Below are 21,581 nucleotides of genomic sequence, written 5' to 3'. Positions count from 1 at the left end.
TAAGCCATGTCCTTGCTTTCTACTATTAAAAAGATCCTCCCTGGCTCATCCCGATCGTTGCATGCTATGCATGAGGATATGGACCGTCGTTTTGACGAGGTTTTCGCCCGTATTGAGCAGGCCGATAACGGTATCAATATGAATATCAATTACAAATTCGATACTCGGCTATTTCCAGAAATTGAATTGCTCAAGCAACGCCAACAAAGTCTGTCAGAACAAATGAGGCTTCGCTTTGAATTGTTAGCGCGACGTGCGTACCCCGATCTCACCCCTTTTGAGCTCCGTTGCAAAATCTTTGATGCATTACCCGACGCCGAGGGTGATATTCGATTGATGCAGCAGGCAAACGCGGTGTTGATGAGTAAGCTAGACGCGATTTGTGCTGCCAATAATATTCAATACTGGCTTTCTTATGGTTCTCTTGTTGGCACCTTGTCTCGATCGGGTTTTATTCCTTGGGACGACGATATTGATATCTGCATGCTTAGGTCCGATGTGGATAAGCTCACTGCCGCTTTAAAAGACGACCCTGAATATCAAATCACTCTTGTATATGACTGGTTTGTAAAGTGCCGTCAAGTTCGCTTTTGTTCAACTAATTCGCTTATACCTTGTTTTGTGGACATTTCGATTTACGACCGTGCGGCCGAGAATTCCAAGCGCGCGAACGATCGACTTAGGCAACTCAGAATTGAGCTTATGGATTTCTTTGACAAAAATGAGCATGAGTTTAGTTTTTGGAAAGATAATCCTTGGATGGTTCATCCCGACAGTGGTCTTAGCGTGCAGTGCGGGGATGTTGACTTGGAAGCTCAGAGAACAGTTGTTTCTTCTGCGGAGATTGATCTTGTCCAGAGCGTATTCGATTCATTTAACGAAAAGGCTCATGCACTTGGTTTGTTGACCGATGAGCCTCATGCCGATTTTGCATACGCGATTGATAACGTTTTTGATGCCCCTAAGCGAAAAATAATTTGGGATCGCAACGATATTCTTCCCGTAAGAAAGCATCCGTTTGGCGGTTTCTCTTTTTCGGTTCCTGCGAAAGCGGAAAAGGTCGCTGACGCCTGTTATCCTGGATGGCCTTACATGCCTATGGACATCTGCGGGCATGATCATTTTGCAAAGGATGTTTTGTCTGATCCTGATGTTCGCTCCGCGATGGCAAAGTTTGTCGTCGAATGTAATTAGTAGTTACAATGGCTTTGATTAAGGTATTTGAAATGCAGTTTAAACTTGCGAATGTTGTACTTAAAGTTGAAAAGCATGCAAAGGATTTTCCCGAACTCTACTATCGCGTGCTCTCTGGTGATGCTTCGTATAATGACGACATTCATTCACTTCATATCAATGGAAACGTTGACTTTCTGACGTATGTAAATGGCTTATCTGCTGGCAAATGGCATCAGTATGCGTCTGTTGACAGCGTCGTCTTGCATATGGCTTTATTTGGCAGAGGCCGGGTTGTCGTTCATGGAGTGAGATCTAACGAGCTGAATCCTGTCGAGCTTAAATCGAATCCTTTTGATGGCGATGAAGTTGATCCTTGCGTTATCGATATTGATGTCGATACAACCGGCTACGACTTAATCGGTTTTAGGATTGAGAGTGATGAGGGCTATTCCGTAGACCTCTTGAACGCTTCTTATCTGACTGATGTTCCTGAGGACTCAATTAACCCGATCAATCTTGTTCTTTCTACTACCACATTTAAGAATGAGCAGTACATTCTTCCGAATATTGAACTCGTTAAAGCGGGCATCTCCAAAGAGGACGGTCCGATTCGCGACCACTTCCACATGTTTGTCGTCGACAATGGGCAGACGCTCGATTCTGCATCACTTTCCGATGGGCTAGTCACCGTGCTCCCGAATCCCAACACGGGTGGCTCGGGAGGCTTTGCACGAGGAATGATGGCGGCCACTGAAACTCCTGATCAGTTCACACATATCATTTTGATGGATGACGATGTCTCCATCATGCCCGAGAGTTTGATTCGTACGTTCAATCTCCTCTCTCTTGCGAAGGGCAAATATAAGGATGCCTTTATTAACGGCGCCATGCTCTCAATGGAGGACCCTACTCGTCAGTTTGAGGATGTCTCGTATGTGGCGACTACCGGTGCTTATCGTCGCGTAAAAGATGATCTGAATGTCGGCAAGCTGGCCGACATCCTCGAAAATGAACGCACAAACGTCGAGGTTGACCAGGCTTACGGAGCCTGGTGGTATAGCTGTATTCCGGTGAAGGCTATCGAAAAGAACGGTCTTCCCATGCCTTTCTTTATCCGCTGTGACGACGTTGAGTTTGGCATGCGCAATAAGCCCGTCTACATGACCATGAATTGCATTTGTGTGTGGCATGCAAGCTTTGAGGGGCGTTTCAGGGCTTCGGTGGATTGTTATCAATATTTCCGCAACTTCTTTGCCATGATTGCTCTCGATGATTGTGCTGATGAGAAGATGTTTGTCCTTCGTATTCAGCGAGGGGTACGTCAGAATTTGCGCGATATGGATTATCAGGCTGCCGAGTTTATTCTTGATGGCTTTGAGGACTATCTGCGCGGCCCTGAGTATCTCCAGAAGCTTGATGGCGCTGCAACTATGATCGGTAAGGGTAAGCTAAACGAAAAGCTGATTCCTGTTTCCGAGATGGACCCTGAGCTTCTACGCAAGGCCGGGGTTACGAAGCAAGTGCTCGCTAATGCTAATCTGGAATTCCATCCTTCGAAGTTTATGAAGTATTGGAGATCTATTCCTTACGACAAGCATTATCTTCCCGATGCGCTGCTGTGCGGGAAACCTGGCTATGTAGTAAAGAACGGCAGCTGTACGCTTGAGGGCAACTCGACGCGCTGCAAGACGCTGGTCTTTCTTGATCCGACCCGCGAGAAGGGATCGGTTCGCACGATGGACCGAGCGCGGTTCAAGAGCGTTCGCTGCCGAGAGCGCGAGCTGATGGCGCGCTATCGCAAAGAAGGCAGGAGCGTCAGGGGGGCATGGAAAAATGCCATGCCGTACATGACTTCGCGAGAGTTTTGGGAAAAGTACTTGGGGCTTTGATAAGAAGGGGGTCCGGATTATTTCCGGACCCCCTTCTTATTTTGAATAGGTTTTATAGGCTTGTAGCTCCCATTGTTTTCTTTCGACTTTTGCAACTGAGTCGAGGATTAGTCCCGTTGCTAGACTCAACCCACACAGGAACATGAATGAGGCCGCAAGTATGGCCGTGGGGAAGCGGGGGACTAAGCCGGTTTGGAAGTACTCCGCAACAATTGGAATTCCGAGAGCAAGGCCTATGATGGCGAAGATGAGCGCTATAAGGGTAAAGAACTTGAGCGGACGATAGTCTTTAAAGAGCGTGCCGATCATTGCGATGACCTTAATGCCGTCGCTAACGGTATTAAGCTTGGACTCGGAGCCTGCGGGCCGATCGCGATACTCCACCGGCACGTCTTTAATTCGCCAGCGGTGGTCGACGGCGTGGATGGAGAGCTCGGTTTCGATCTGGAAGCCCTCACTTAAGATGGGAAAGGTCTTTACGAAAGGTTTGCTCATAGCTCTGTAGCCTGTCATAACGTCGTCAAAGCTGTAGCCGTATATCCATTTGATCATGGTGCGAACGAGATTGTTGCCAAATCCGTGAAATGCGCGGTTGTTTTCTTTTGCGTAGGTGCCGTTAGAGAGACGGTCGCCAACGGTCATATCGGCTTCGCCGTTAAGGATGGGCTCGCAAAGCGCCTTTGCCGCCTCGGCGGGGTAAGTGTCGTCTCCATCAACCATTAGATAGCATTCAGCATCGACATCACGGAACATTTGGCGACATACGTTACCTTTGCCCTGCCTGGGCTCATGGCGCACCGTAGCCCCGTGCTGCTTGGCGATTTGCGAAGTGTCGTCGGACGAGTTGTTGTCGTAAACATAGACAACTGCGCCGGGCAACTCTCGATGAAAATCGTCGGCAACCTTGCCAATCGTCAGCGCTTCGTTGTAGCAGGGGATTATGACGGCGGTATTCGAATAGTCCATGTAGGACCTCCTCTAATGACTCAACTGGTCGAAAGTATACCTATCGCCTGCCCCTTTGATTAGATATGGGTTAGTTCTCCAGATTTGTTGCGGTGGGTTATCGCCTGCGCTGGAGGGCTATACTTTCCACTGTTATGTTTTACGAGACAAGGAGATGGTCTGTGGCTGACAACGTAGAGAGTCAGAAGGCGGTGGCTAAACCGGCCTCTCACGCTAAAAATGATTTTGAAAAGGACAGGTTCATTCTTAAGCAACTTGTCACGAAAGATTTTAAGATTAAATACCGTCGTAGCGTCTTGGGCGTGGCATGGTCTGTTCTTAACCCGCTGCTGATGATGGTTGTTATGTCGATTGTATTCTCGACTATCTTCGCGCAAGGTCGCAATGGCTCGATTACGCCCGAAATGTATCCGCTTTACTTGATTGTCGGTAACGTGACGTTCTCTGTCATGTCCGAGTCGACGAATCAAGCTCTTATGTCCATCATTTGGGCTTCCTCACTGCTTAAGAAGGTTAAGGTGCACCGTTGGGTCTTTCCGGTGCAGAAGGTGCTGTTCTCACTTGTTAACTTCGCCTTCTCTTTGGTTGCCGTCGCCTTGGTTATGCTTTGGTTCCACGTGCTCCCCACCTGGCATTTAATTCTGCTGCCGGTTTGTCTGCTGTTGCTTATGTGCTTCTGCATGGGCTTGGGCATGATGCTGTCGGCGCTGGCGGTTTTTTTCCGCGATGTTATGCACCTGTGGACCGTTGTTATCACGGCCTGGATGTATCTGACGCCGATTTTCTGGACGACCGACTTTATTAGCCAGATGGCACATTGGATTCAAGTGCTGGTGGTTGTAAATCCCATGTACAACTATCTCCAGTTTATGCGCGATATTTTCCTGTTTAACACCATGCCTTCTGCGCTTACTTTTAGCCTTTGTGTTGCTTGGGCGGTTGTCGCCCTTGTCGTTGGCTACACCGTGTTCCATAAGACCGAGCACAAGTTTATTCTCTACATCTAAGGAGTGCTGTTCATGACTGAATCTGCTATTGATTACAGCAAGCAGCCCCTTGCTGTTGAGGTTAAAGACGTCACCATGATTTTCAACATGGCGTCCGAGTCCCTGACAAACCTCAAGGAGTATTTTATTAAGCTCGCAAAGCATGAGCTGTTCTTTGAGGAATTCCGCGCTCTTAAGCACATTTCGTTTGATGTGCATCGTGGCGAGGTCGTTGGCCTTGTTGGTACTAACGGTTCCGGCAAGTCTACGATGCTCAAGATCATCGCTGGCGTTTTGGAGCCCAGCGAAGGTGAGGTTAAGGTTCACGGCAATATTGCGCCGCTGATTGAGCTCGGTGCCGGTTTTGACCCGGAGCTTACGGCTCGGGAGAACATCTATCTGAACGGTGCGCTGCTTGGCTATACCAAGGAGTTTATCGACGCTAGTTTTGACGAGATCATCGAGTTTGCTGAGCTCAAAGATTTTGTTGACATGCCCTTGAAGAACTTCTCTTCGGGTATGGTTGCGCGCATTGCCTTTGCCATCGCTACGATTACCGAGCCCGATATCCTAATCGTCGATGAGACGCTTTCTGTTGGCGATGTCTTTTTCCAGCAGAAGTGCGAGCGCCGTATTCAGCACTTTATCGAGAGCGGCGACGTCACGGTCTTGTTCGTTTCTCACTCCATGGAGCAGGTTGAACGCATTTGCCAGCGTGCTGTTTGGATCGAGAAAGGCGATCTACGCATGGATGGTCCCGTGGATGAGGTCTGCAAGGCGTACCACGACCAGTTCAAGTAGGCTATAATTTATTAGCCGTGCGAACTTGCACTCGCTTGGATGCCCGGCTTTATGCTCCATTAGCTCAGTTGGATAGAGCAGGGGACTTCTAATCCCAAGGTCGACGGTTCGAATCCGCCATGGAGCACCAGAGAGTTTTTGGAGACCCGGTATAATGCCGGGTCTTTGCTTTTTGGGCATGTGGGCGTGCAGTGCTCCCTCAACAATAAGCCCGGTGTAGCATCGCTGCACCGGGCTTATTGCTTCTTGCGAATTTGGTTGTCGGTCTCGAGTCGTTGAGCCCCCTACGCCTCCGTGGGCTCCACGCCCAGCTCGTTGCGGACGAGCTCGAAGGCTGCGGCGATGGCCTTGTCCATGTCGTAGTACTTGTAACCGCCCAGGCGACCGGCGAAGACCACGTCGCCCTCCTGCGCCGCCAGCTCCTCGTACTGCCTGTACAGGGCCTCGTTCTTGGCGTCGTTGATGGGGTAGTAGGGCTCGTCGCCGGGCTTCCAGTCCGCCGGGTACTCGCGCGTGATGACGGTCTTGTCCTGCGTGCCGAACTCAAAGTGCTTGTGCTCGATGATGCGGGTGTAGGGGACCTCGCGCTCGGTGTAGTTGACCACGGCCACGCCCTGATGGTCGGCCTCGTCGAGCGTCTCGGTCTCGAAGCGCAGGCTGCGGTACTCCAGCGTGCCCAGCTTGAAGTCGTAGAACGCGTCGATGGGGCCGCAGTAGATCGTCTTGGCGGCGATATCTGGCTCGGCGGCGGCCAGCTCCTTGTACTCCACGCCGCAGCGCACCTCGATGCCCTCGAGCATGTTGGCGACCATCTTGGTGTAACCGCCCATGGGGATGCCCTGGTAGCGGTCGTTGAAGTAGTTGTTGTCGTAGGTAAAACGGCAGGGGAGGCGCTTGATGATGCTGGCGGGCAGGTCCTTGCAGTCGCGGCCCCACTGCTTCTCAGTGTAACCCTTCACGAGCGTCTCGAAGATGTCACGGCCGACGAGCGACAGCGCTTGCTCCTCGAGGTTCTGCGGCTCGCCGATGTTCTCGGCGGCCACCTGCTCGGCGATCTTGGCCTTGGCGTCGGCCGGCGTGACGACGCCCGGCCACATCTTGGCGAAGGTATTCATGTTGAAGGGCATGTTGTACATGTTGCCGTGGAAGTTGGCGACCGGCGAGTTGACGTAGTTGTTGAACTCGGCGAAGCGGTTTACGTAGTCCCAGACGTCCTTCATGGAGGTGTGGAAGATATGCGCACCGTAGCGGTGGACCTGGATGCCCTCGACGTCCTCGGTATAGATGTTGCCGGCGATGTGATCGCGGCGATCGATGACTAGGACCGACTTGCCGGCGCGCTTGGCGGCATTGGCAAAGACGGCGCCCGAAAGGCCGGCACCGACGACAAGGTAATCGAACTGGGACATGGATATACTCCTTTGGTATGTCAATTGGACAGTTACAAATGATTCGGGATAAACGCCACTGGCTTATTTACCCCAAAGATTAGTGTAGCAGATACTCTTTCAGCAGCTCCAGCGCGTGGGCGTAACCCTGCAAGCCTTCGCCGGTGATGGTGGCGAAGCAGGCCAGGCGGGCGTAGCTCACCTGGCGGAAGTCCTCGCGGGTCTCGACGGCGCTGATGTGTACCTCGACGGCGGGGATGGCGACGGCCTTGAGGGCATCGAGGATCGCCACGCTCGTGTGCGTATAGGCCGCCGGGTTGATGATGATGCCGTCGACCTTGCCGTAGGCCTCCTGGATCTTGTCGACGATGCTACCCTCGTGGTTGGACTGGAAGACCTCGACCTCGTCGAAGCCCTGTGCAGCGCCCGCTTCCTGGCAGATCTGCACTAAGCGGTCGTAGTTGTCGCTGCCGTAGATGCCCGGCTCGCGAATGCCGAGCATGTTGAGGTTGGGGCCGTTAATGACGAGTGCTTTCATGGTTGCTTCCTTTGCGATTGAAAAACCACCACAAAGGTGCCTGTCCCCTTTGTGGTGGTTTTGGTTAGAGAGCGGGTGGGAGGGTGTCGAGGAGGGCTTGGGCGGTGTTGGCAGCGCAGTCGCGCGAGTCGATGATGTAATCGGCCCAGGCGCGGTAGCGCGGCATGCGCTGCTCGGCTAGCTTATTGATGCCGTCGCGGGCGGTGATGGGGCGCCCCTTGTGGGCGAGCTCATCGAGCTTGCGGTTGAGCATCACGATCTGACTGTTCTGGTGCAGCAGCGGGTAGTTCTCGTCGCGCGTGACGACGCCACCGCCGGTGGAGAGCACCAGGCCGCTGCGCTTGGAGATGTCGGCCAGTGCCGCCGTCTCCTGTTCGCGGAAGGCGGGCTCGCCGCGCTCGACGATAAAGTCGGCGCACGGCATGCCGAGGCGCTCCTCGAGGGCGCGGTCCAAGTCGATGTGCTCGCGGCCCGTGAGCTGTGCCACCTGCTCGCCCACGCGGGTTTTGCCCGAGCCCGGCATGCCGATCAGCGCGATGTTCTGCTCGCGGCGGGACAGATGCTCCGTCACGTCCAGGATGCGCTCACGTGGAGTGACCTGGCCGGTGTAGCGCTCGACGGCTTGTGCTGCCTGGGCCACGAGCATGAGCAGGCCGCCGATGCAGGGGATACCGCGGCGCTCGGCCTCGAGCATGAGCCCCGTGCGAGCGGGGTTGTAGACGATATCGATGACGCCCTCGAGCGCATCGAGCCCCTCGAGCGTACAAGGAGCGTCGGGGCAGTGGGGGAACATGCCAGCGGGCGTGCAGTTGACAAGCAGCGCGGCGTCGGACTGCTGGACGATGTTGTCGTAGTTGACCTCGCTCGTGCGGCCTACGGGCACTACGATGGCGCCCAGATCGCCGAGCACCATGCTTGCCGTGGTGCCGGCACCACCGGTGGCCCCGAGCACGAGGGCCTTCTTACCGGCAACCTCCACGCCCAGCTCCTCGACTAGGCAGTGGAAACCGAAGTAGTCGGTGTTGTCGCCGCGCAGGCGGCCGTCGGCCAGGCGCGTGATGGTGTTGACGTTGCCCATGCGCTCGGCGAGCGGGCTCAGCTCGTCCAGATACTCCATGACGGCGCGCTTATAGGGGATGGTCACGTTGGTGCCCTCCCACTCGTCGCCCGTCATAAAGGCCGCAAGGTCCTCGGGCTCGCGCTCAAAGCGCACGTACACCAGGCCCGCGAGCTCCTTGTAGATGGTCGGGGTGTAGCTGTGGCCAAGCACGCGGCCCAGCACGCCGTAGGGGCGGGTTGCGGCGGTATCGGTCATCTAGAGCACCTCCGTGTAGCTGCCAAAGTAGGTAAAGCTCTCGCATACGTCGTCGATGGAATCGAGCAGATCGTCGAGGGCCTTGCTGCCAAAGGGACAGTCCAGGTCAAAGTAGAACATAAACTCAAAGTCGTGCCCGGGGATGGGGCGGCTCTCGAGTTTGATGAGGTTGATGTTGAGCGCGTAGAAGCGCTCGAGCACGCGGTAGAGGGCGCCCGGCTCGTTGGCCGTGGTGATCATGAGCGAGGTACGGTTGGCGCCGGGGTAGACGCGCGGCTCGCGGCTGATGACGACGAAGCGCGTGTAGTTGTTGTCCGAGTCCTGAATGTTGGGCTCCAACACCTCCAGGCCGTAAAGCGTCGCACAGCTGCGCGAGGCGATGGCGGCAACGTCGGTACGTTCGGAGTTGGCGACCATCTCGGCCGACATGGCCGTGTTGGGGTACTTGGTGGCATGCAGGTCGTGGGCCTCGATAAAGCCGGCACACTGGGCGATGGCTTGGCCGTGGCTGTAGACCTCGCGTACGTTCTGCAGCTTGGTACCGGGTTTGACGAGCAGGTTGTGGTCTATCTTGAGGCGCAGCGAGCGCACGATGTGGAAGTCGAACTGGGCGAGCAGGTCGTAGACGGCGTTGACCGAGCCGGCGGTGGAGTTCTCGATGGGCAGCACGCCAAACTCGCAGAAGCCGTCGCGCACGGCGCACATGACGCCCTCGAAGGTCTCGAAAAACGCGATGTCGGGCACGTCGAAGAGCTTGCACGCGGCGATTTGGCTGTAAGCGCCCTCGACGCCCTGGCAGGCGACGGTGGCCGTTTGAGGGAAGGGCGTGTCGGAGGCTGCAGCCGTGGCGTGGGCCTTTTGCGAGACGGTGATGCCCTTTAGCTCGTTGATGTAGCGCTGCTGCTCGGCCTTGCTCATGCTCATGAGGAGACGGAACAGGGTGATGGTCTGCGCCTCGTAGCGCTCGGGCGCGCGGCTGGCGAGGTTGTTGAGCTTGGAGCGCTCACGGGCGGGGTCGAAGACGGCCTTGCCCATCTCGATTTTTGACTTGGCGACCTCGGTGGCAATGTCCATGCGCTCGACAAAGCTGTTGAGGAGCGTGGTGTCGATGCCATCGATGGCCTGGCGGATGTCAGCAAGGTCCATGGAGACCCCTTTCACGTGTCGGGGGATGTTGAGGGGTGGGTAGTTAGCGCTGGGCGGCGTCTTCGAGGAGGGCGTCCCAGATGGCAAGGGCGGCGGCTGCCTCGGCTACGGGGACAGCTCTGGGGACGATGCAGGGATCGTGGCGGCCGTGGACCGAGAGCTCGGCATTTTCCATAGCGTCCATGTCCACCGTCTGCTGCTCGCGGCCAATCGAGGGCGTCGGCTTTACGGCCATGCGCCACATGACGGGCGCGCCGGTCGAAATACCGCCCAGGATGCCGCCGGCGTTGTTGGACTCGACCTCGATCTCGCCGGTCTCGGCATCGATGCGATACGGATCATTGTTCTCGCTGCCGCGCATGGCGGCCACGGCAAAGCCCATGCCAAACTCCACGCCCTTTACGGCGGGAATACCAAACGCGATCTGCGCGATGCGGTTCTCGATACCGTCGAACATGGGGTCACCGATGCCTGCCGGCAGGCCGTAGATGCCGCACTCCACGATGCCGCCGATGCTGTCGAGCTCGTCGCGCGCGGCTAGGATCTCCTCGCGCATGCGGCCGGCTGCGGCGGCGTCAATGCACGGCAGATCGTTCGTAAGGATCGCCTTGCGGTCGGCCTCGCGATAGACCATATCGTCCATCGGCAGGTCGGAGATCCCGCCGATCTGCGCGACGTGCGCCATGACCTGAATGCCGCGGGCCTCGAGTGCCTGCAGCGCGATGCCGCCGGCGATGCACAAGGGGGCCGTCAGACGGCCGGAAAAGTGTCCGCCGCCGGCGACGTCATGCATATTGTGGTACTTCACGCGCGCCGGAAAATCTGCGTGTCCGGGGCGGGGCTTGCGGCGCAGCTCGGAATAGTCCTTGGAGCGCGTGTTGGTGTTCTCGATAATCGCTGCGATGGGTGCGCCCGTGGTGTGTCCATCGACCACACCGGCGATGATATTCGCGGCGTCGGCCTCGCGGCGCTTGGTCGCGGTCTCGTCGCGACCGGGGGCGCGACGGTCCAAAAAGGCCTGCAGCTGCTCCTGGTCAACGGCAATACCAGCGGGGATGCCGTCGAGCGAGCAGCCGATGGCGGGGGAGTGCGACTGGCCGAAGATGCTCAGGTGCAAAACGTTGCCAAAGGTCGAGGACATGCTATTCCTCCTCGAGCGTGACCTTGCCGCCCAGCAGACGGTAGTGGTCGAAGAAATCGGGATAGGATTTGTTGACAGCCTCGGCGCCGTGGATCACGACTTCGCCGGTGGCACGGCTCGCGGCGATAGCGGCCATCATGGCGATACGATGGTCGTTGTGCGAATCGACCTCGCCGCCGGTAAAGGCATCGACACCCTTGATGATGAGGTCATCGCCGGCAATGCGCACCTGCGCGCCCAGCGCGGTGAGCTCGCGGGTGGTCGTGACCAGGCGGTCGGATTCCTTGATGCGCAGACGGGCGCAATCGCGGATAAAGGTGCGGCCCTGCGCCAGCGAGGCTACGGCCGAGATGACGGGCACCAGGTCAGGAATGTCGTGGGCGCTCATCTCAAAGCCGGCGAGTTTGTCGGACTGCACGGTGGCGGCGTTGGTGGAGCGTACGATGCGGGCGCCAAAGCGCGAAAGCGCGGCGAGCACGTTGCGGTCGCCCTGTGCGGAGCTCAGGGATACGCCCTCGACGGTGATGGGGTCGGTGCCGATGGCGCCGGCACACAGCCAAAAGGCAGCGTTGGACCAGTCGCCCTCGACGGCTACGCTGCCGGGCGTGCGGTACGAGCCGCTGCTCACGCGGAAGTTCGTGACCTCGGGCTGGCCGTCCTTGGCCGGAATACGCTCGACGTTGACCTCGACGCCAAAGGCCTTCATGGCCTGGATCGTCAGGTTGATGTAGGGACGGCTCTCAATGAGGCCGGTTACCTGCACGCAGGAGGGCTGGGCCAGCAGCGGGGCTGCCAGCAGAAGGCCGGAGATATATTGCGAGCTCACGTTGCCCGGCAGCACAAAGGTGCCCGGGCGCATGCGGCCGCTCGTCTTGAGCGGAAAACCACCCAGACCCTGTAGGTCGCAGCCGGCGGCGATGATTTCGTCCGAGAGCGGGGACAGCGGGCGGGCGCCCAGGCGGCCCTGGCCTACGAAGGTGGCATCCGCACCCAGCGCGCAGGCGACAGGCAGCATAAAGCGCAGCGTGGAGCCACTTTCACCGCAGTCAAGCGTGCCGCCGGCAAGGGCCTTGAGCAGGCCAAACTCAACACTCTTCATGGTGGGGTGGACCTGGAAGCCGTCCTCGACGGTCTCGATGCGAGCACCCAGTGCCGTAAGGCAGCGCACCGTGGCCTCGATGTCGGCGCAGGTGGTGTTGCAGGTGACGTGCGTCTCGCCGTTGGCAAGCGCAGCGCAGATGATGAGGCGATGCGCCATCGACTTGGACGCGATGGCGGGAACGGTGCCCTTAAGCGGGGACGGGGTGATGCGGGCTAGCATGCGGATGCGTCTCCCTTCTGGCCGAGGCCCTCGGCAATGAGTTCGTGGAAAGTGGAAAGTGGCGTGCGGTCGATGCTGCAGCGGCCAATGCCGTGCGGAATCACCAGGTCGATGGTGTCGCCCGCGCGCTTCTTGTCGTGGAGCGCCTCGGCAAAGACGGCATCGGCATCTAGGTCGCAGCGGGTCTTGAGGCCATGGCGGGCGCAGAGTTCCTCAATACGACCGGGCAGTGCGGCATCGCAAACGCCGTGCAGGGCCGCGGCGCGCGTGATGATGCCCATGCCGATCGACACACAGTTGCCGTGTCCGAGCTCAAAGTGCTCGCAGGCCTCGACGGCGTGTCCGGCGCTGTGTCCAAAGTTGAGGAGCTTGCGCTGGTTGGTTTCGCGCTCGTCGGCGACGACCACGGCGCGCTTGATGTCGATATTGCGGGCGATGATGAGCGCTACGCGGGCCACGTCGCGGTTGAGCAGCTCCAGCGTGAGCGGGGTCTTCTCCAGCTCGGCGAAGAGCTCCGGGTCGGCGATCACGGCGTGCTTGACGACCTCGCCGCAGCCGTCGGCGAACTGCTCGGGAGTGAGGGTGGCCAGGCACCCCACGTCGGCGATAACCACGCTCGGCTGCCAAAAGGCGCCGGCCAAGTTCTTGCCGGCAGCCAGGTCGATGGCGGTCTTGCCTCCCACCGACGAATCCACCATGGCGAGCAGACTCGTGGGGATCTGCACAAATTTGCAGCCGCGCATGTAGGTGGCGGCCACAAAGCCAGCCACGTCGCCCACGACACCGCCGCCGAGTGCCACGATCACGTCGGAGCGCGAAAGCTCGTGCTCGGCCACAAACTCCAAAATGGACACGTAGGTCTCGGCGCGCTTATGGGCCTCGCCGGCCTCGAAGGTGCAGATGCTCACCTCGTAGCCCGACGCCTCCAGGCTCTGCTTAACGGGCATCTGGTAGAGCGGGCCCACGTTGGTGTCCGTCACGATGACGGCGCGGGTGCCTCCGGCGGTGGCGCGTACGAGCGGGCCCGCCTGCTCCAGCAAAAACGTGCCCACATGCACCTGGTAGGGGCGAGCGGTGTCGATATCGATGGTAATCGCCATAAGCTTCGGTCCTTTCGACCTGGCGTGATAGGTGGTCTAGTGGGAGGCCTCGTCGTCGAGCGCGCGCTTGATGCGGTCGCCCTCGGCAAGGAGATTCTCCAGATAGCGCTGGTCGCGGTTCTTGAGCGCTCGGCTGTAGGCGTCAAGCGACTCGATCAGATGGTCGATCTCGAAGGCGAGCGCGTCGGCGTCGTCGATCATGAGCTCGGACCACATTTGCGGGTTGAGGTGCGCCACGCGGGTGAGATCGCGGTAGCTACCGGCCGAAAAGCCGTGGTGGACCTGGGCGGTCGGGCTCTTTACGTAGGCGTTGGATACCACGTGCGCAAGCTGGCTCGTGAAGGCGATGACGCGGTCGTGCTCTGCGGCGCTGGTCACGCTGAACTTGCCAAAGCCCAAGGGGCGCACCATCTCGCGCACCTGGCCCAAGAGCTCCAGCTTAAGGGCATCGTCTACCGCGGGCGGAACGAGCACCAGGGGAGCGCCCTGGAACAGGTCGGCACGAGAGTTAGCGTAGCCCGAGAACTGGGTGCCCGCCATGGGGTGCGCGCCCACAAAGTAAAAGCCGTGCTCGCGGGCAAGCTCAAAGGCGCGCTCGCACACAATGCCCTTGACGCCCACGGTGTCGATCACCACGGGACCCATGATGGCGTCGGTGTCGGTGGCGTCGGCGAGCGCCTGGGCGTGCGCCTCGAGCCACTCGATGCAGGCCTCGGGGTAGCAGGCCAGGACGATGATGTCGCATTCGCCGAGTGTCTTGTCGTTGAGCTCTCCGGCGACAGTGCCCATGCTGGCGGCCGTCATGACATCGTCATCGGGGTCCCAGGCCACCACGCGAACGCCCGCCTGCGCATAGCCGCGGGCAAAGCTGCCGCCGATGAGGCCCAGGCCCACGATGCCCGCGCATTTGGGACCGCCCTGGTTAACGCGCGCGTTTCTCACCGTACCCATGGGCTACTCCATGGTCTCTTGGCAGACGACCTCGCGGATGGCGCGAATGCGGCGCATGGTGTCGTCGAACTGGTCGGGGGTGAGGGCCTGGGCGCCGTCGGACCAGGCGCGGCTCGGCTCGTCGTGGACCTCGATCTCCAGGCCGTTGGCACCGCAGGCGGTCGCGGCGAGCGCCATGGGCTCAACGTAGCGGGTGTAGCCGGTGGCGTGGCTGGGGTCGGCGACGACGGGCAGGTGCGACAGGTGGTGCAGCACCGGCACGGCGTTGAGGTCGAAGGTGTTGCGGGTGCGGGTCTCGAAGGTGCGGATGCCGCGCTCGCACAGGATGACGTTGTCGTTGCCCTCGCTCATGATGTACTCGGCGGCCATGAGCAGCTCGTCGATCGTGCCGGACATGCCGCGCTTGAGCAGAATCGGGGTCTTGGTCTTGCCGACCTCCTTGAGCAGGGGGAAGTTCTGGGCGTTGCGGGCGCCGATCTGCATGACGTCAATCTTCTTGTCGAGGAAGATCTGCACGTCGCGCGGGTCCATGATCTCGGTGACGATCGGCATGTCGAGCTCGGCCGATGCCTCGCACAGCAGGTCAAGGCCGGCGGGGCCCATGCCCTGGTAGGCGTACGGGGAGGTGCGCGGCTTGTAGGCGCCGCCGCGCAGCATCGTGGCGCCGGCGGCCTTCACGCGGCGGGCGATGCGGATGAGGTTCTCGCCCTCGACGGAGCAGGGGCCGGCGATGACCTGGAACTGGTCGCCGCCGATCTTGACGCCGTGGCCGCAGTCGATGATGGAGTCCTCGGGGTGGAACTTGCGGTTGGCGCGCTTGAACGGCTCGGAGACGCGCTGTACGCGCTCGACGACGTCCATGGACTCGAGCAGGAACGGGTCGATCTTGGTCGTGTCGCCCACCAGGCCGATGATGGTCTCGTTCTCGCCGCGCGAGACGTCGGTCTTGAGACCCTTCTTCTCAATCCAGCTGACGATGTGGCTGACGGCCTCGTCGCTGGCGCTCTGCTTTAAAATTGCAATCATGGTGTGCCTCTCACCTCGATGGATATCCTTTGCAAAAACGGCCCGCATCGCGAGCCGTGGATATATGGTGCATGAGAGTTTATACTATCTGACTCACTTTTGCCTTCTAAAGTGTGCCGATGCGGCGCGTCTTCCTCGGAATTGCAAAGCTTTTTCTTTTATTTTGATAGCCCGTGGTGCACTTGGGTATAATGCATTCCGTTCGCCCTATTAGCTCAGGGGATTAGAGCGTCTGCCTCCGGAGCAGAAGGCCGTTGGTTCGAATCCAACATGGGGCACCATCGAACGTGAGACCGTCCGAACCTCGCATGGTCCGGGCGGTTTTTCTTATACCGACGCGACGTGATGGGACGTGGTATGGCAGCAACGGATATCGAGCGCGGACTCTCGACCGCCGAGGTCGAGGAGCGCATCGCCGCCGGTAAGATCAACCGCAACATGGAGCTCAAGACCAAGTCGGTCAAAGAGCTCATCATCGAGAACCTCTGCACGCTGTTCAATTTGATCAACGTGATTTTGGCGTTCCTAGTCATTTTGACCGGTTCGTTTAAGAATCTGACGTTCCTGTTCGTAGTGTTCCTCAATACTGCTATTGGCGTCATCCAGTCCATGCGTTCCAAGAAGATGGTCGATAAGCTCACGCTGCTGACCTCCAAGAAGGCCATTGCGGTGCGCGACGGCGCCGAGGTGGAGCTCGACCTGGACCAGATCGTGCTCGACGATATCATCCGCCTGGGGCGCGGCGACCAGATTCCCGCTGACGCCGTGGTGGTTTCGGGCGAGGCGCTCGTGAACGAGAGCCTGCTGACGGGTGAGAGCGACCTCATTAAGAAACAGCCCGGTTCCGAGCTCATGAGCGGCAGCTTTATCGACTCGGGCTTGCTGCGCGCCCGCGTGATCCATGTCGGCGCCGACAACTACGTGGCCAAAATTAATAACGAGGCGAAGTACGTCAAAAAGGTCAATTCCGAGATCATGAACGCGCTTAACGCCATCGTGCGCTTTGCGAGCATCATCATGATCCCGCTCGGTTTGGCGTTGTTTGCCTCGAGTGTGAGCGAGCTGTGGGATGCCGCGGGAACCCCGGGCGATAGCGCGCTTTCGTGGTGCTTCTCCGAGCTGTTGGCTGGTCATGTGCCTTCGTCGGCGCTGCTGTCCACGGTGGGCGCCCTGCTGGGCATGATCCCGCAAGGCCTGGTGCTGCTGACCTCGTCGGTGCTCGCCATCGCCACGGTGCGCCTGGCCCGCCGCAAGGTGCTGGCGCAGCAGCTTTACTGCATCGAGACGCTCGCTCGCGTCGACGTGCTGTGCCTGGACAAGACGGGCACCATCACGTCGGGTCGCATGGAGGTCGAGGGTACCTATCCGCTACCGGTCGAGGGTATGGGTGTGGGGGAGAGCGACGCCGCCGTTCCCGTCGATACCACGGTGCTCGATTTTGCGCTGGCTAACGTGGCGCGTGCGACCTCGGCCGATGCCAACGAGACCTGCCAGGCGCTGCTCAACTATTACGCCGATCGCCCGGTCGAGGTGTCTGAGCCGCTGTCGGTCATTCCGTTCTCGTCCTCCAAAAAGTGGAGTGGTGCTTCGTTTGCGCAGGGCTCCTATGTGATGGGTGCGGCGCAGTTTGTGCTCTCTGATCGTGCGTTTGCCCAGGTCGAGAACCGTGTCGCCGAGCTTGCCGATACCTGCCGCGTGCTCGTGGTGGCGCGCGTGGACGGCTTTACGCCCGATGGCGATATGGTGGGCGAGGCCGAGCCCGTGGGCTTTGTGACCATCCGCGACGAGATTCGTACCTCGGCGGCCGAGACCATCGGCTACTTTAACGAGCAGGGCGTGACCCTTAACGTGATCAGTGGCGACGACCCGCGTACGGTGTCGTCGATCGCGCGCGTGGTGGGCGTGCCGGGGGCGGACGCTTATGTGGACGCCACGACGCTCGATACGCCGGCCAAGCTCGATGCCGCAGTGGACCGCTACCATGTTTTTGGTCGTGTGACCCCGCAGCAGAAGCGCGAGCTCGTGCAGGCACTCAAGCGCCGCGAGCACACCGTGGCCATGACGGGCGACGGCGTCAACGACGTGCTGGCGCTCAAGGAGGCCGACTGCTCCGTCGCCATGGCGGCCGGCTCCGATGCCGCGCGCAACGTGGCCGAGATCGTGCTCGTCGACAACGACTTTGCCTCGATGCCTGCTGTGGTGGCCGAGGGCCGTCGCTCCATCAACAACCTGCAGCGTTCGGCTTCGCTGTTCTTGACCAAGACGCTGTTCTCGATGGGCCTGGCGGCGCTGTGCATCGCACTGCCGCCGTACCCTTTCGAGCCGATTCAGATGACGCTCATCAACTTCTTCTGCATTGGCGCGCCGGGCTTTGTGTTGGGCCTGGAGCCCAACAATGCTCGCGTGAAGGGGTCGTTCCTGACGAACGTGCTCAAGCGGGCACTGCCGGCGTCGCTTGCGGTCATTTTGGCCGCGGCGCTCGATATCTTTGTGGCGCGCGTGTTCGGCTTTAACCAGCTCACGCTGTCTACGATGTGCCTACTTACGTCGTGCGCTGCGAGTGTCAGCCTGATCTGGCGTATCTCGCAGCCCCTCACGCCCTTACGTGTGGCGCTCTTTGTGTTTGTAGTTGCCGGCATCCTGACGGGCGTTATCGGATTCCCGAAGCTGCTGTCTATTGCCAACCTGTCGATGGGCCAGATGGTTATCTTGGCTGTCATCGTGGTCATCACCTGCTCGGTGTTCTTTAAGCTCGCCACGATGATGGATTCGCTCAAGCCGCGTCGTCGTCATGCCGCAACTGGTTTTGGCCGCGGTGTGCGCGTCCGCTTGGGTCGCGGTGGCGGCAAGGTGAGCTCGACGGGTTCGACGGCCGAGCGTTTTGCCAAGCGCGTCGCCGCCGACATGGCGCAGCGCCGCGAAGCTCGCACCGTTCGTGAGGCCGAGGCCCGCGCACTCGAGGGCGTGGCCCAGGCCCAGCCCAAGAAAAAGAAGAGTACCGGAGTCAAGCGCTCCCGCGTGACCAAGTCCGCCCAAGGCATCAAAGTCTCGATGCCAAGCAAAAAGAAGAAATAACTACGCGCCCTGGCGATGTTGAATTGGTGCCTTGCTCCTGTGGGGGCGTAGCGATGCTATGCTCTAACCTCGATTGTTTGAATTGCTCCGAAAAGAGGATGCCGTGATCTGCCCGCATTGCCTTAAGACCATCGAGGACGGCGCCTCGTTCTGCCCCTACTGCAACGCCTACGTCGGCCCGGGCGACGGTCCCGAGCACACCGAGTTCGTGTTCTGCGAGGGCTGTGGCGCGCGTCTTTCCCCGCATGATCGCACGTGTCCCAAATGTGGACGCCCCGCTCCGGGCATCCTTTCCGAGGACGCCGCCGCATCCGACCTGGCGGCGGGCCGTACCGCCGGTTTTCCGCGCTTGACGCAGGAGCAGATCGATACCGAGGTGCCCCATGCGCCCGCTTCGGCTGCCGCCGTGCTTTCGGATGCCGCCGACCCCAATGAGACCTGCGTGCTGCCGGCTTTCGATAAGGACTTCGGTATCCCCAAGGTCGATATCCCGATGCCGGTTTCCCTGCATGAAGACACTCAAAAATCCAAGCGCAAGGTGCATCCCGACGAGGACGCCTACCATAAGCACAAGCGTCATATCCCCAAGCCGCTTATCGTCATTGCGGTGCTTGCCATCGTGTGCGGCGGTGCCTATTGGTTTGTGACGGCCGATCCCATGGGTGTCATGCCCGGCTTTTATGATCAGTTTGGCCAGGCCGCGCAGACCACGTTTCCCACGCGTCAAAAGGGCGAGGCGACCGAGGACGACACCAAGCAGGACGATCCTGCCGAAGTGGTCCAGGAAGAAACCGTTCTCACTGATGATCAGCTCTATACCAGGCTCGATGGTCTGTATCAGACCATCGTGTCGTACGGCAACGAGGATCAGATTGGCGAGGTTATCGACTCGTTCAACAACGGCTATCTCCGCTCTCCGCTCTCCACGCGCCAGGAACTCTCCCAGAGTGCCTATGCCCTGCGCGACCAGATTAAAAAGACGCAAGACGAGCTCAACAACCTTAAGTACCAGGACGATACGGTCTATGCGGATGACATCGCCCACTTAAAGCAGCTTGCCGAGTGGATGTATGAGCGCGTCGACGTGATCTGCCAGAGCTGGGATATCTCGCTTGCCATTCCCGATGGCGAGTCGATGAGTTCCCACCAAAGCGAGATCTTGGCACCTATAGCTCAGGGCGGAAGCAGCGCCCTTAACCAGTACGATGCCAACGTGGGCGCTTGGAAGCCGCAGCAGCGTTCATAAAAATTAGTTCGCCCTGGACGGTATAACCTACGTGCGCAATTGATGGAAGCCTGTGCTTATTGCTACAATTCGTACAAATATGCTTTAAACGCACGAGGAAGGAACCACATGTTTGGTTTTAAGAAAGAGCTCTATACGCCCGAGTACCAGCTCGCCGGTGACGAGTGCGCGGTGATCGAGACGTCGAAGGGCACCATCAAGGTCAAGTTTGACGGTGAGGGCGCCCCCATTCATGTGGCGAACTTCTGCGAGCTTTCCACGATGGGCTTCTACGACGGCCTTAAGTTCCATCGCTATGTCCCCGGCTTTGTTATCCAGGGCGGCGATCCCAATACCCGCGACATGTCCGGCGCCGACGTCGCTGCCGGCCTTGAGGGCCCCGACGGCATGCCCGGTACCGGTGGCCCTGGCTATTGCATCAAGGGTGAGTTTGCTACCAACCCGCGCAACAGCCATGTTGACGGCGCGCTTGCCATGGCTCGCTCCATGGACCCCGATTCCGCGGGCTCGCAGTTCTACTTCTGCCTGGGCGCCCAGCATAACCTTGACTCCGGTTACACCGTCTTTGGCACCACGGTCGAGGGCCTCGATGTGATCTCGCAGCTGCGTGCCGGCGATGAGATCGTTCACGTCGAGATCGTTCACGAGTAAAGGGGACTTCCTTGAATAGCCAGCTGATTCAACAGGGTCGCGCGGCTTACCGCGCGGGTGATTTTTCCGCTGCCGCCCAGATGCTCTCGGCGGCAAAGACCCCCGATGAGATTATGGGCGAGGCCGACCATCTTTGCGGTAACGCCCTGATGCACCTCGGCATGTATGCCGAGGCCGCCGAGGCCTACGCTGCCGCCCTCAACGACGGTACCTACGGCAAGCGCGGCGCGCTGCTCACCAATCGCGGCAAGGCGCTCGCGGCGGTGGGTGACTACACCACGGCCGCCCAGGCTTTTTCCGCTGCAACGCAGGACGCCTCCTATGCCACGCCGTTCAAGGCCTATCTGGGCTTGGGCAACGCGCTGTTCCAGGCGGGCGACTATGCCAACGCCGGCACTGCCTTCCGACAGGCAGCTATCGACGGCGCCAATCCGGCTCCTGCCGCCGCTCTGGGCGAGCTTGGCCGTTGCTTCCTTAAGCTCGGTCGCCCGGCAGATGCCGTGGAGACGTATCGCACGGCCATCGACTTTGCCGGCCCGCGTGACGATACACGTGCGCTCAACGCCGGCATGGGCCAGGCGCTTTCCGCCGCCGGTCGTCCCTCCGATGCGCTCGACGCCTTTAACGCCGCTACCGCCGACGGCATCTACCAGCTCACGCCCGAGCAGGCCGATGAACTTGCCCGCGTTCATGATTCACTGGCCGCGCTTTCCGCTCAGACGGCCATGGCCACGGCCCCGGCGCCCGCGATGGACGCTCCCGCCGTCGACCCGCTCGATCCTACGGGTGCGACCGGTCAGTTTATGCCCGACCCCTCGGACACCGGCTTCTTCACGCTGTCCGAGTCCGAGATGGTTCAGCAGGA

At 59.3% G+C, this 21,581-nt stretch carries 18 protein-coding genes and 2 tRNA genes; 10 read left to right on the top strand and 10 right to left on the bottom strand.

The genetic code is table 11. The features are described from left to right. Positions 1-6 precede the first annotated feature (6 nt). Positions 7-1,194, top strand: a complete 1,188-nt coding sequence (locus I2G43_RS01365) for a LicD family protein (RefSeq protein WP_195534809.1) — start codon at positions 7-9, stop codon at positions 1,192-1,194. Between the two features lie 8 nt (positions 1,195-1,202). Continuing rightward, positions 1,203-3,065 (top strand): glycosyltransferase, encoded by a 1,863-nt coding sequence (locus I2G43_RS01360; protein ID WP_195534808.1) that lies wholly within the window; start codon positions 1,203-1,205, stop codon positions 3,063-3,065. A 36-nt stretch (positions 3,066-3,101) separates the two neighbouring features. Here I2G43_RS01360 and I2G43_RS01355 read toward each other — a convergent pair whose 3' ends face one another. After that, positions 3,102-4,031: a glycosyltransferase family 2 protein gene (locus I2G43_RS01355; protein ID WP_195534807.1), complete on the bottom strand. Its 930-nt coding sequence runs from the start codon at positions 4,029-4,031 to the stop codon at positions 3,102-3,104. A gap of 161 nt (positions 4,032-4,192) precedes the next feature. Here I2G43_RS01355 and I2G43_RS01350 point away from each other — a divergent pair, with 161 nt between their 5' ends. The 3 genes from I2G43_RS01350 to I2G43_RS01340 all read left to right on the top strand — a co-directional run bounded on the left by I2G43_RS01350 (position 4,193) and on the right by I2G43_RS01340 (position 5,948). Beyond that, entirely contained in the window at positions 4,193-5,038 is an 846-nt protein-coding gene (locus I2G43_RS01350) for an ABC transporter permease (RefSeq protein ID WP_324249477.1), read from the top strand. 12 nt (positions 5,039-5,050) lie between these two features. Continuing rightward, complete coding sequence (locus I2G43_RS01345) at positions 5,051-5,818, top strand: ABC transporter ATP-binding protein (protein ID WP_117776189.1); 768 nt, start codon at positions 5,051-5,053, stop codon at positions 5,816-5,818. Between the two features lie 53 nt (positions 5,819-5,871). Then, positions 5,872-5,948: transfer RNA gene (locus I2G43_RS01340), tRNA-Arg, on the top strand. Between the two features lie 154 nt (positions 5,949-6,102). Here I2G43_RS01340 and glf read toward each other — a convergent pair. From glf to aroF, 9 genes are all read right to left on the bottom strand, one after another. Further along, positions 6,103-7,227 carry a UDP-galactopyranose mutase gene (glf, locus tag I2G43_RS01335; protein ID WP_195534806.1) on the bottom strand — a complete coding sequence of 375 codons (1,125 nt, stop codon included), beginning with the start codon at positions 7,225-7,227 and terminating at the stop codon, positions 6,103-6,105. A 79-nt stretch (positions 7,228-7,306) separates the two neighbouring features. Further along, positions 7,307-7,744, bottom strand: a complete 438-nt coding sequence (aroQ, locus tag I2G43_RS01330; protein ID WP_195534805.1) for a type II 3-dehydroquinate dehydratase — start codon at positions 7,742-7,744, stop codon at positions 7,307-7,309. A gap of 64 nt (positions 7,745-7,808) precedes the next feature. Beyond that, positions 7,809-9,059: a shikimate kinase gene (locus I2G43_RS01325; protein WP_195534804.1), complete on the bottom strand. Its 1,251-nt coding sequence runs from the start codon at positions 9,057-9,059 to the stop codon at positions 7,809-7,811. Next, positions 9,060-10,205 (bottom strand): prephenate dehydratase, encoded by a 1,146-nt coding sequence (gene pheA, locus I2G43_RS01320; RefSeq protein WP_195534803.1) that lies wholly within the window; start codon positions 10,203-10,205, stop codon positions 9,060-9,062. It lies immediately after the preceding gene. Positions 10,206-10,248: 43 nt separating this feature from the next. Beyond that, complete coding sequence (aroC, locus tag I2G43_RS01315) at positions 10,249-11,346, bottom strand: chorismate synthase (protein WP_195534802.1); 1,098 nt, start codon at positions 11,344-11,346, stop codon at positions 10,249-10,251. 1 nt (position 11,347) lies between these two features. Beyond that, positions 11,348-12,667 carry a 3-phosphoshikimate 1-carboxyvinyltransferase gene (aroA, locus tag I2G43_RS01310; RefSeq protein WP_117757150.1) on the bottom strand — a complete coding sequence of 440 codons (1,320 nt, stop codon included), beginning with the start codon at positions 12,665-12,667 and terminating at the stop codon, positions 11,348-11,350. After that, positions 12,661-13,767, bottom strand: coding sequence for a 3-dehydroquinate synthase (gene aroB, locus I2G43_RS01305; protein WP_195534801.1), 1,107 nt, complete (start codon positions 13,765-13,767; stop codon positions 12,661-12,663). The genes aroA and aroB overlap by 7 nt, the downstream gene beginning before the upstream one ends. A gap of 36 nt (positions 13,768-13,803) precedes the next feature. After that, on the bottom strand, positions 13,804-14,718 hold the full coding sequence (locus I2G43_RS01300; RefSeq protein ID WP_195534800.1) for a prephenate dehydrogenase: 915 nt from the start codon (positions 14,716-14,718) through the stop codon (positions 13,804-13,806). A 3-nt stretch (positions 14,719-14,721) separates the two neighbouring features. Beyond that, entirely contained in the window at positions 14,722-15,744 is a 1,023-nt protein-coding gene (gene aroF / locus I2G43_RS01295) for a 3-deoxy-7-phosphoheptulonate synthase (protein ID WP_195534799.1), read from the bottom strand. 204 nt (positions 15,745-15,948) lie between these two features. Between aroF and I2G43_RS01290 the strand changes: the two genes are divergently transcribed. From I2G43_RS01290 to I2G43_RS01270, 5 genes are all read left to right on the top strand, one after another. Then, positions 15,949-16,025 (top strand) — tRNA-Arg (locus I2G43_RS01290). Positions 16,026-16,101: 76 nt separating this feature from the next. Beyond that, a complete protein-coding gene (locus tag I2G43_RS01285; RefSeq protein WP_195534798.1) occupies positions 16,102-18,819 on the top strand; it encodes an HAD-IC family P-type ATPase in 2,718 nt (905 codons plus the stop codon). 103 nt (positions 18,820-18,922) lie between these two features. Continuing rightward, entirely contained in the window at positions 18,923-20,065 is a 1,143-nt protein-coding gene (locus tag I2G43_RS01280) for a zinc ribbon domain-containing protein (RefSeq protein WP_195534797.1), read from the top strand. A gap of 108 nt (positions 20,066-20,173) precedes the next feature. Then, positions 20,174-20,716 (top strand): peptidylprolyl isomerase, encoded by a 543-nt coding sequence (locus I2G43_RS01275; RefSeq protein ID WP_006236059.1) that lies wholly within the window; start codon positions 20,174-20,176, stop codon positions 20,714-20,716. An 11-nt stretch (positions 20,717-20,727) separates the two neighbouring features. Next, a partial coding sequence (locus tag I2G43_RS01270) for a tetratricopeptide repeat protein (RefSeq protein WP_229071436.1) occupies positions 20,728-21,581 on the top strand: 854 nt, incomplete at its 3' end.

The sequence above is a fragment of the Collinsella aerofaciens genome (genome assembly GCF_015557435.1).
In the GTDB taxonomy this organism is placed as follows: Bacteria; Actinomycetota; Coriobacteriia; order Coriobacteriales; family Coriobacteriaceae; genus Collinsella; species Collinsella aerofaciens_Z.
Note: the sequence above shows the minus strand (reverse complement) of the source record. Positions and strands in the feature narration are given on the sequence as shown.

What these genes read in the sequence shown, in the direction of transcription:
- I2G43_RS01365 (WP_195534809.1), top strand. Translation starts at nt 7, where the DNA reads ATGTCCTTGCTTTCTACTATTAAAAAGATCCTCCCTGGCTCATCCCGA.
- I2G43_RS01360 (WP_195534808.1), top strand. Translation starts at nt 1,203, where the DNA reads ATGGCTTTGATTAAGGTATTTGAAATGCAGTTTAAACTTGCGAATGTT.
- I2G43_RS01355 (WP_195534807.1), bottom strand. Translation starts at nt 4,031, where the DNA reads ATGGACTATTCGAATACCGCCGTCATAATCCCCTGCTACAACGAAGCG.
- I2G43_RS01345 (WP_117776189.1), top strand. Translation starts at nt 5,051, where the DNA reads ATGACTGAATCTGCTATTGATTACAGCAAGCAGCCCCTTGCTGTTGAG.
- glf (WP_195534806.1), bottom strand. Translation starts at nt 7,227, where the DNA reads ATGTCCCAGTTCGATTACCTTGTCGTCGGTGCCGGCCTTTCGGGCGCC.
- aroQ (WP_195534805.1), bottom strand. Translation starts at nt 7,744, where the DNA reads ATGAAAGCACTCGTCATTAACGGCCCCAACCTCAACATGCTCGGCATT.
- I2G43_RS01325 (WP_195534804.1), bottom strand. Translation starts at nt 9,059, where the DNA reads ATGACCGATACCGCCGCAACCCGCCCCTACGGCGTGCTGGGCCGCGTG.
- pheA (WP_195534803.1), bottom strand. Translation starts at nt 10,205, where the DNA reads ATGGACCTTGCTGACATCCGCCAGGCCATCGATGGCATCGACACCACG.
- aroC (WP_195534802.1), bottom strand. Translation starts at nt 11,346, where the DNA reads ATGTCCTCGACCTTTGGCAACGTTTTGCACCTGAGCATCTTCGGCCAG.
- aroA (WP_117757150.1), bottom strand. Translation starts at nt 12,667, where the DNA reads ATGCTAGCCCGCATCACCCCGTCCCCGCTTAAGGGCACCGTTCCCGCC.
- aroB (WP_195534801.1), bottom strand. Translation starts at nt 13,767, where the DNA reads ATGGCGATTACCATCGATATCGACACCGCTCGCCCCTACCAGGTGCAT.
- I2G43_RS01300 (WP_195534800.1), bottom strand. Translation starts at nt 14,718, where the DNA reads ATGGGTACGGTGAGAAACGCGCGCGTTAACCAGGGCGGTCCCAAATGC.
- aroF (WP_195534799.1), bottom strand. Translation starts at nt 15,744, where the DNA reads ATGATTGCAATTTTAAAGCAGAGCGCCAGCGACGAGGCCGTCAGCCAC.
- I2G43_RS01285 (WP_195534798.1), top strand. Translation starts at nt 16,102, where the DNA reads ATGGCAGCAACGGATATCGAGCGCGGACTCTCGACCGCCGAGGTCGAG.
- I2G43_RS01275 (WP_006236059.1), top strand. Translation starts at nt 20,174, where the DNA reads ATGTTTGGTTTTAAGAAAGAGCTCTATACGCCCGAGTACCAGCTCGCC.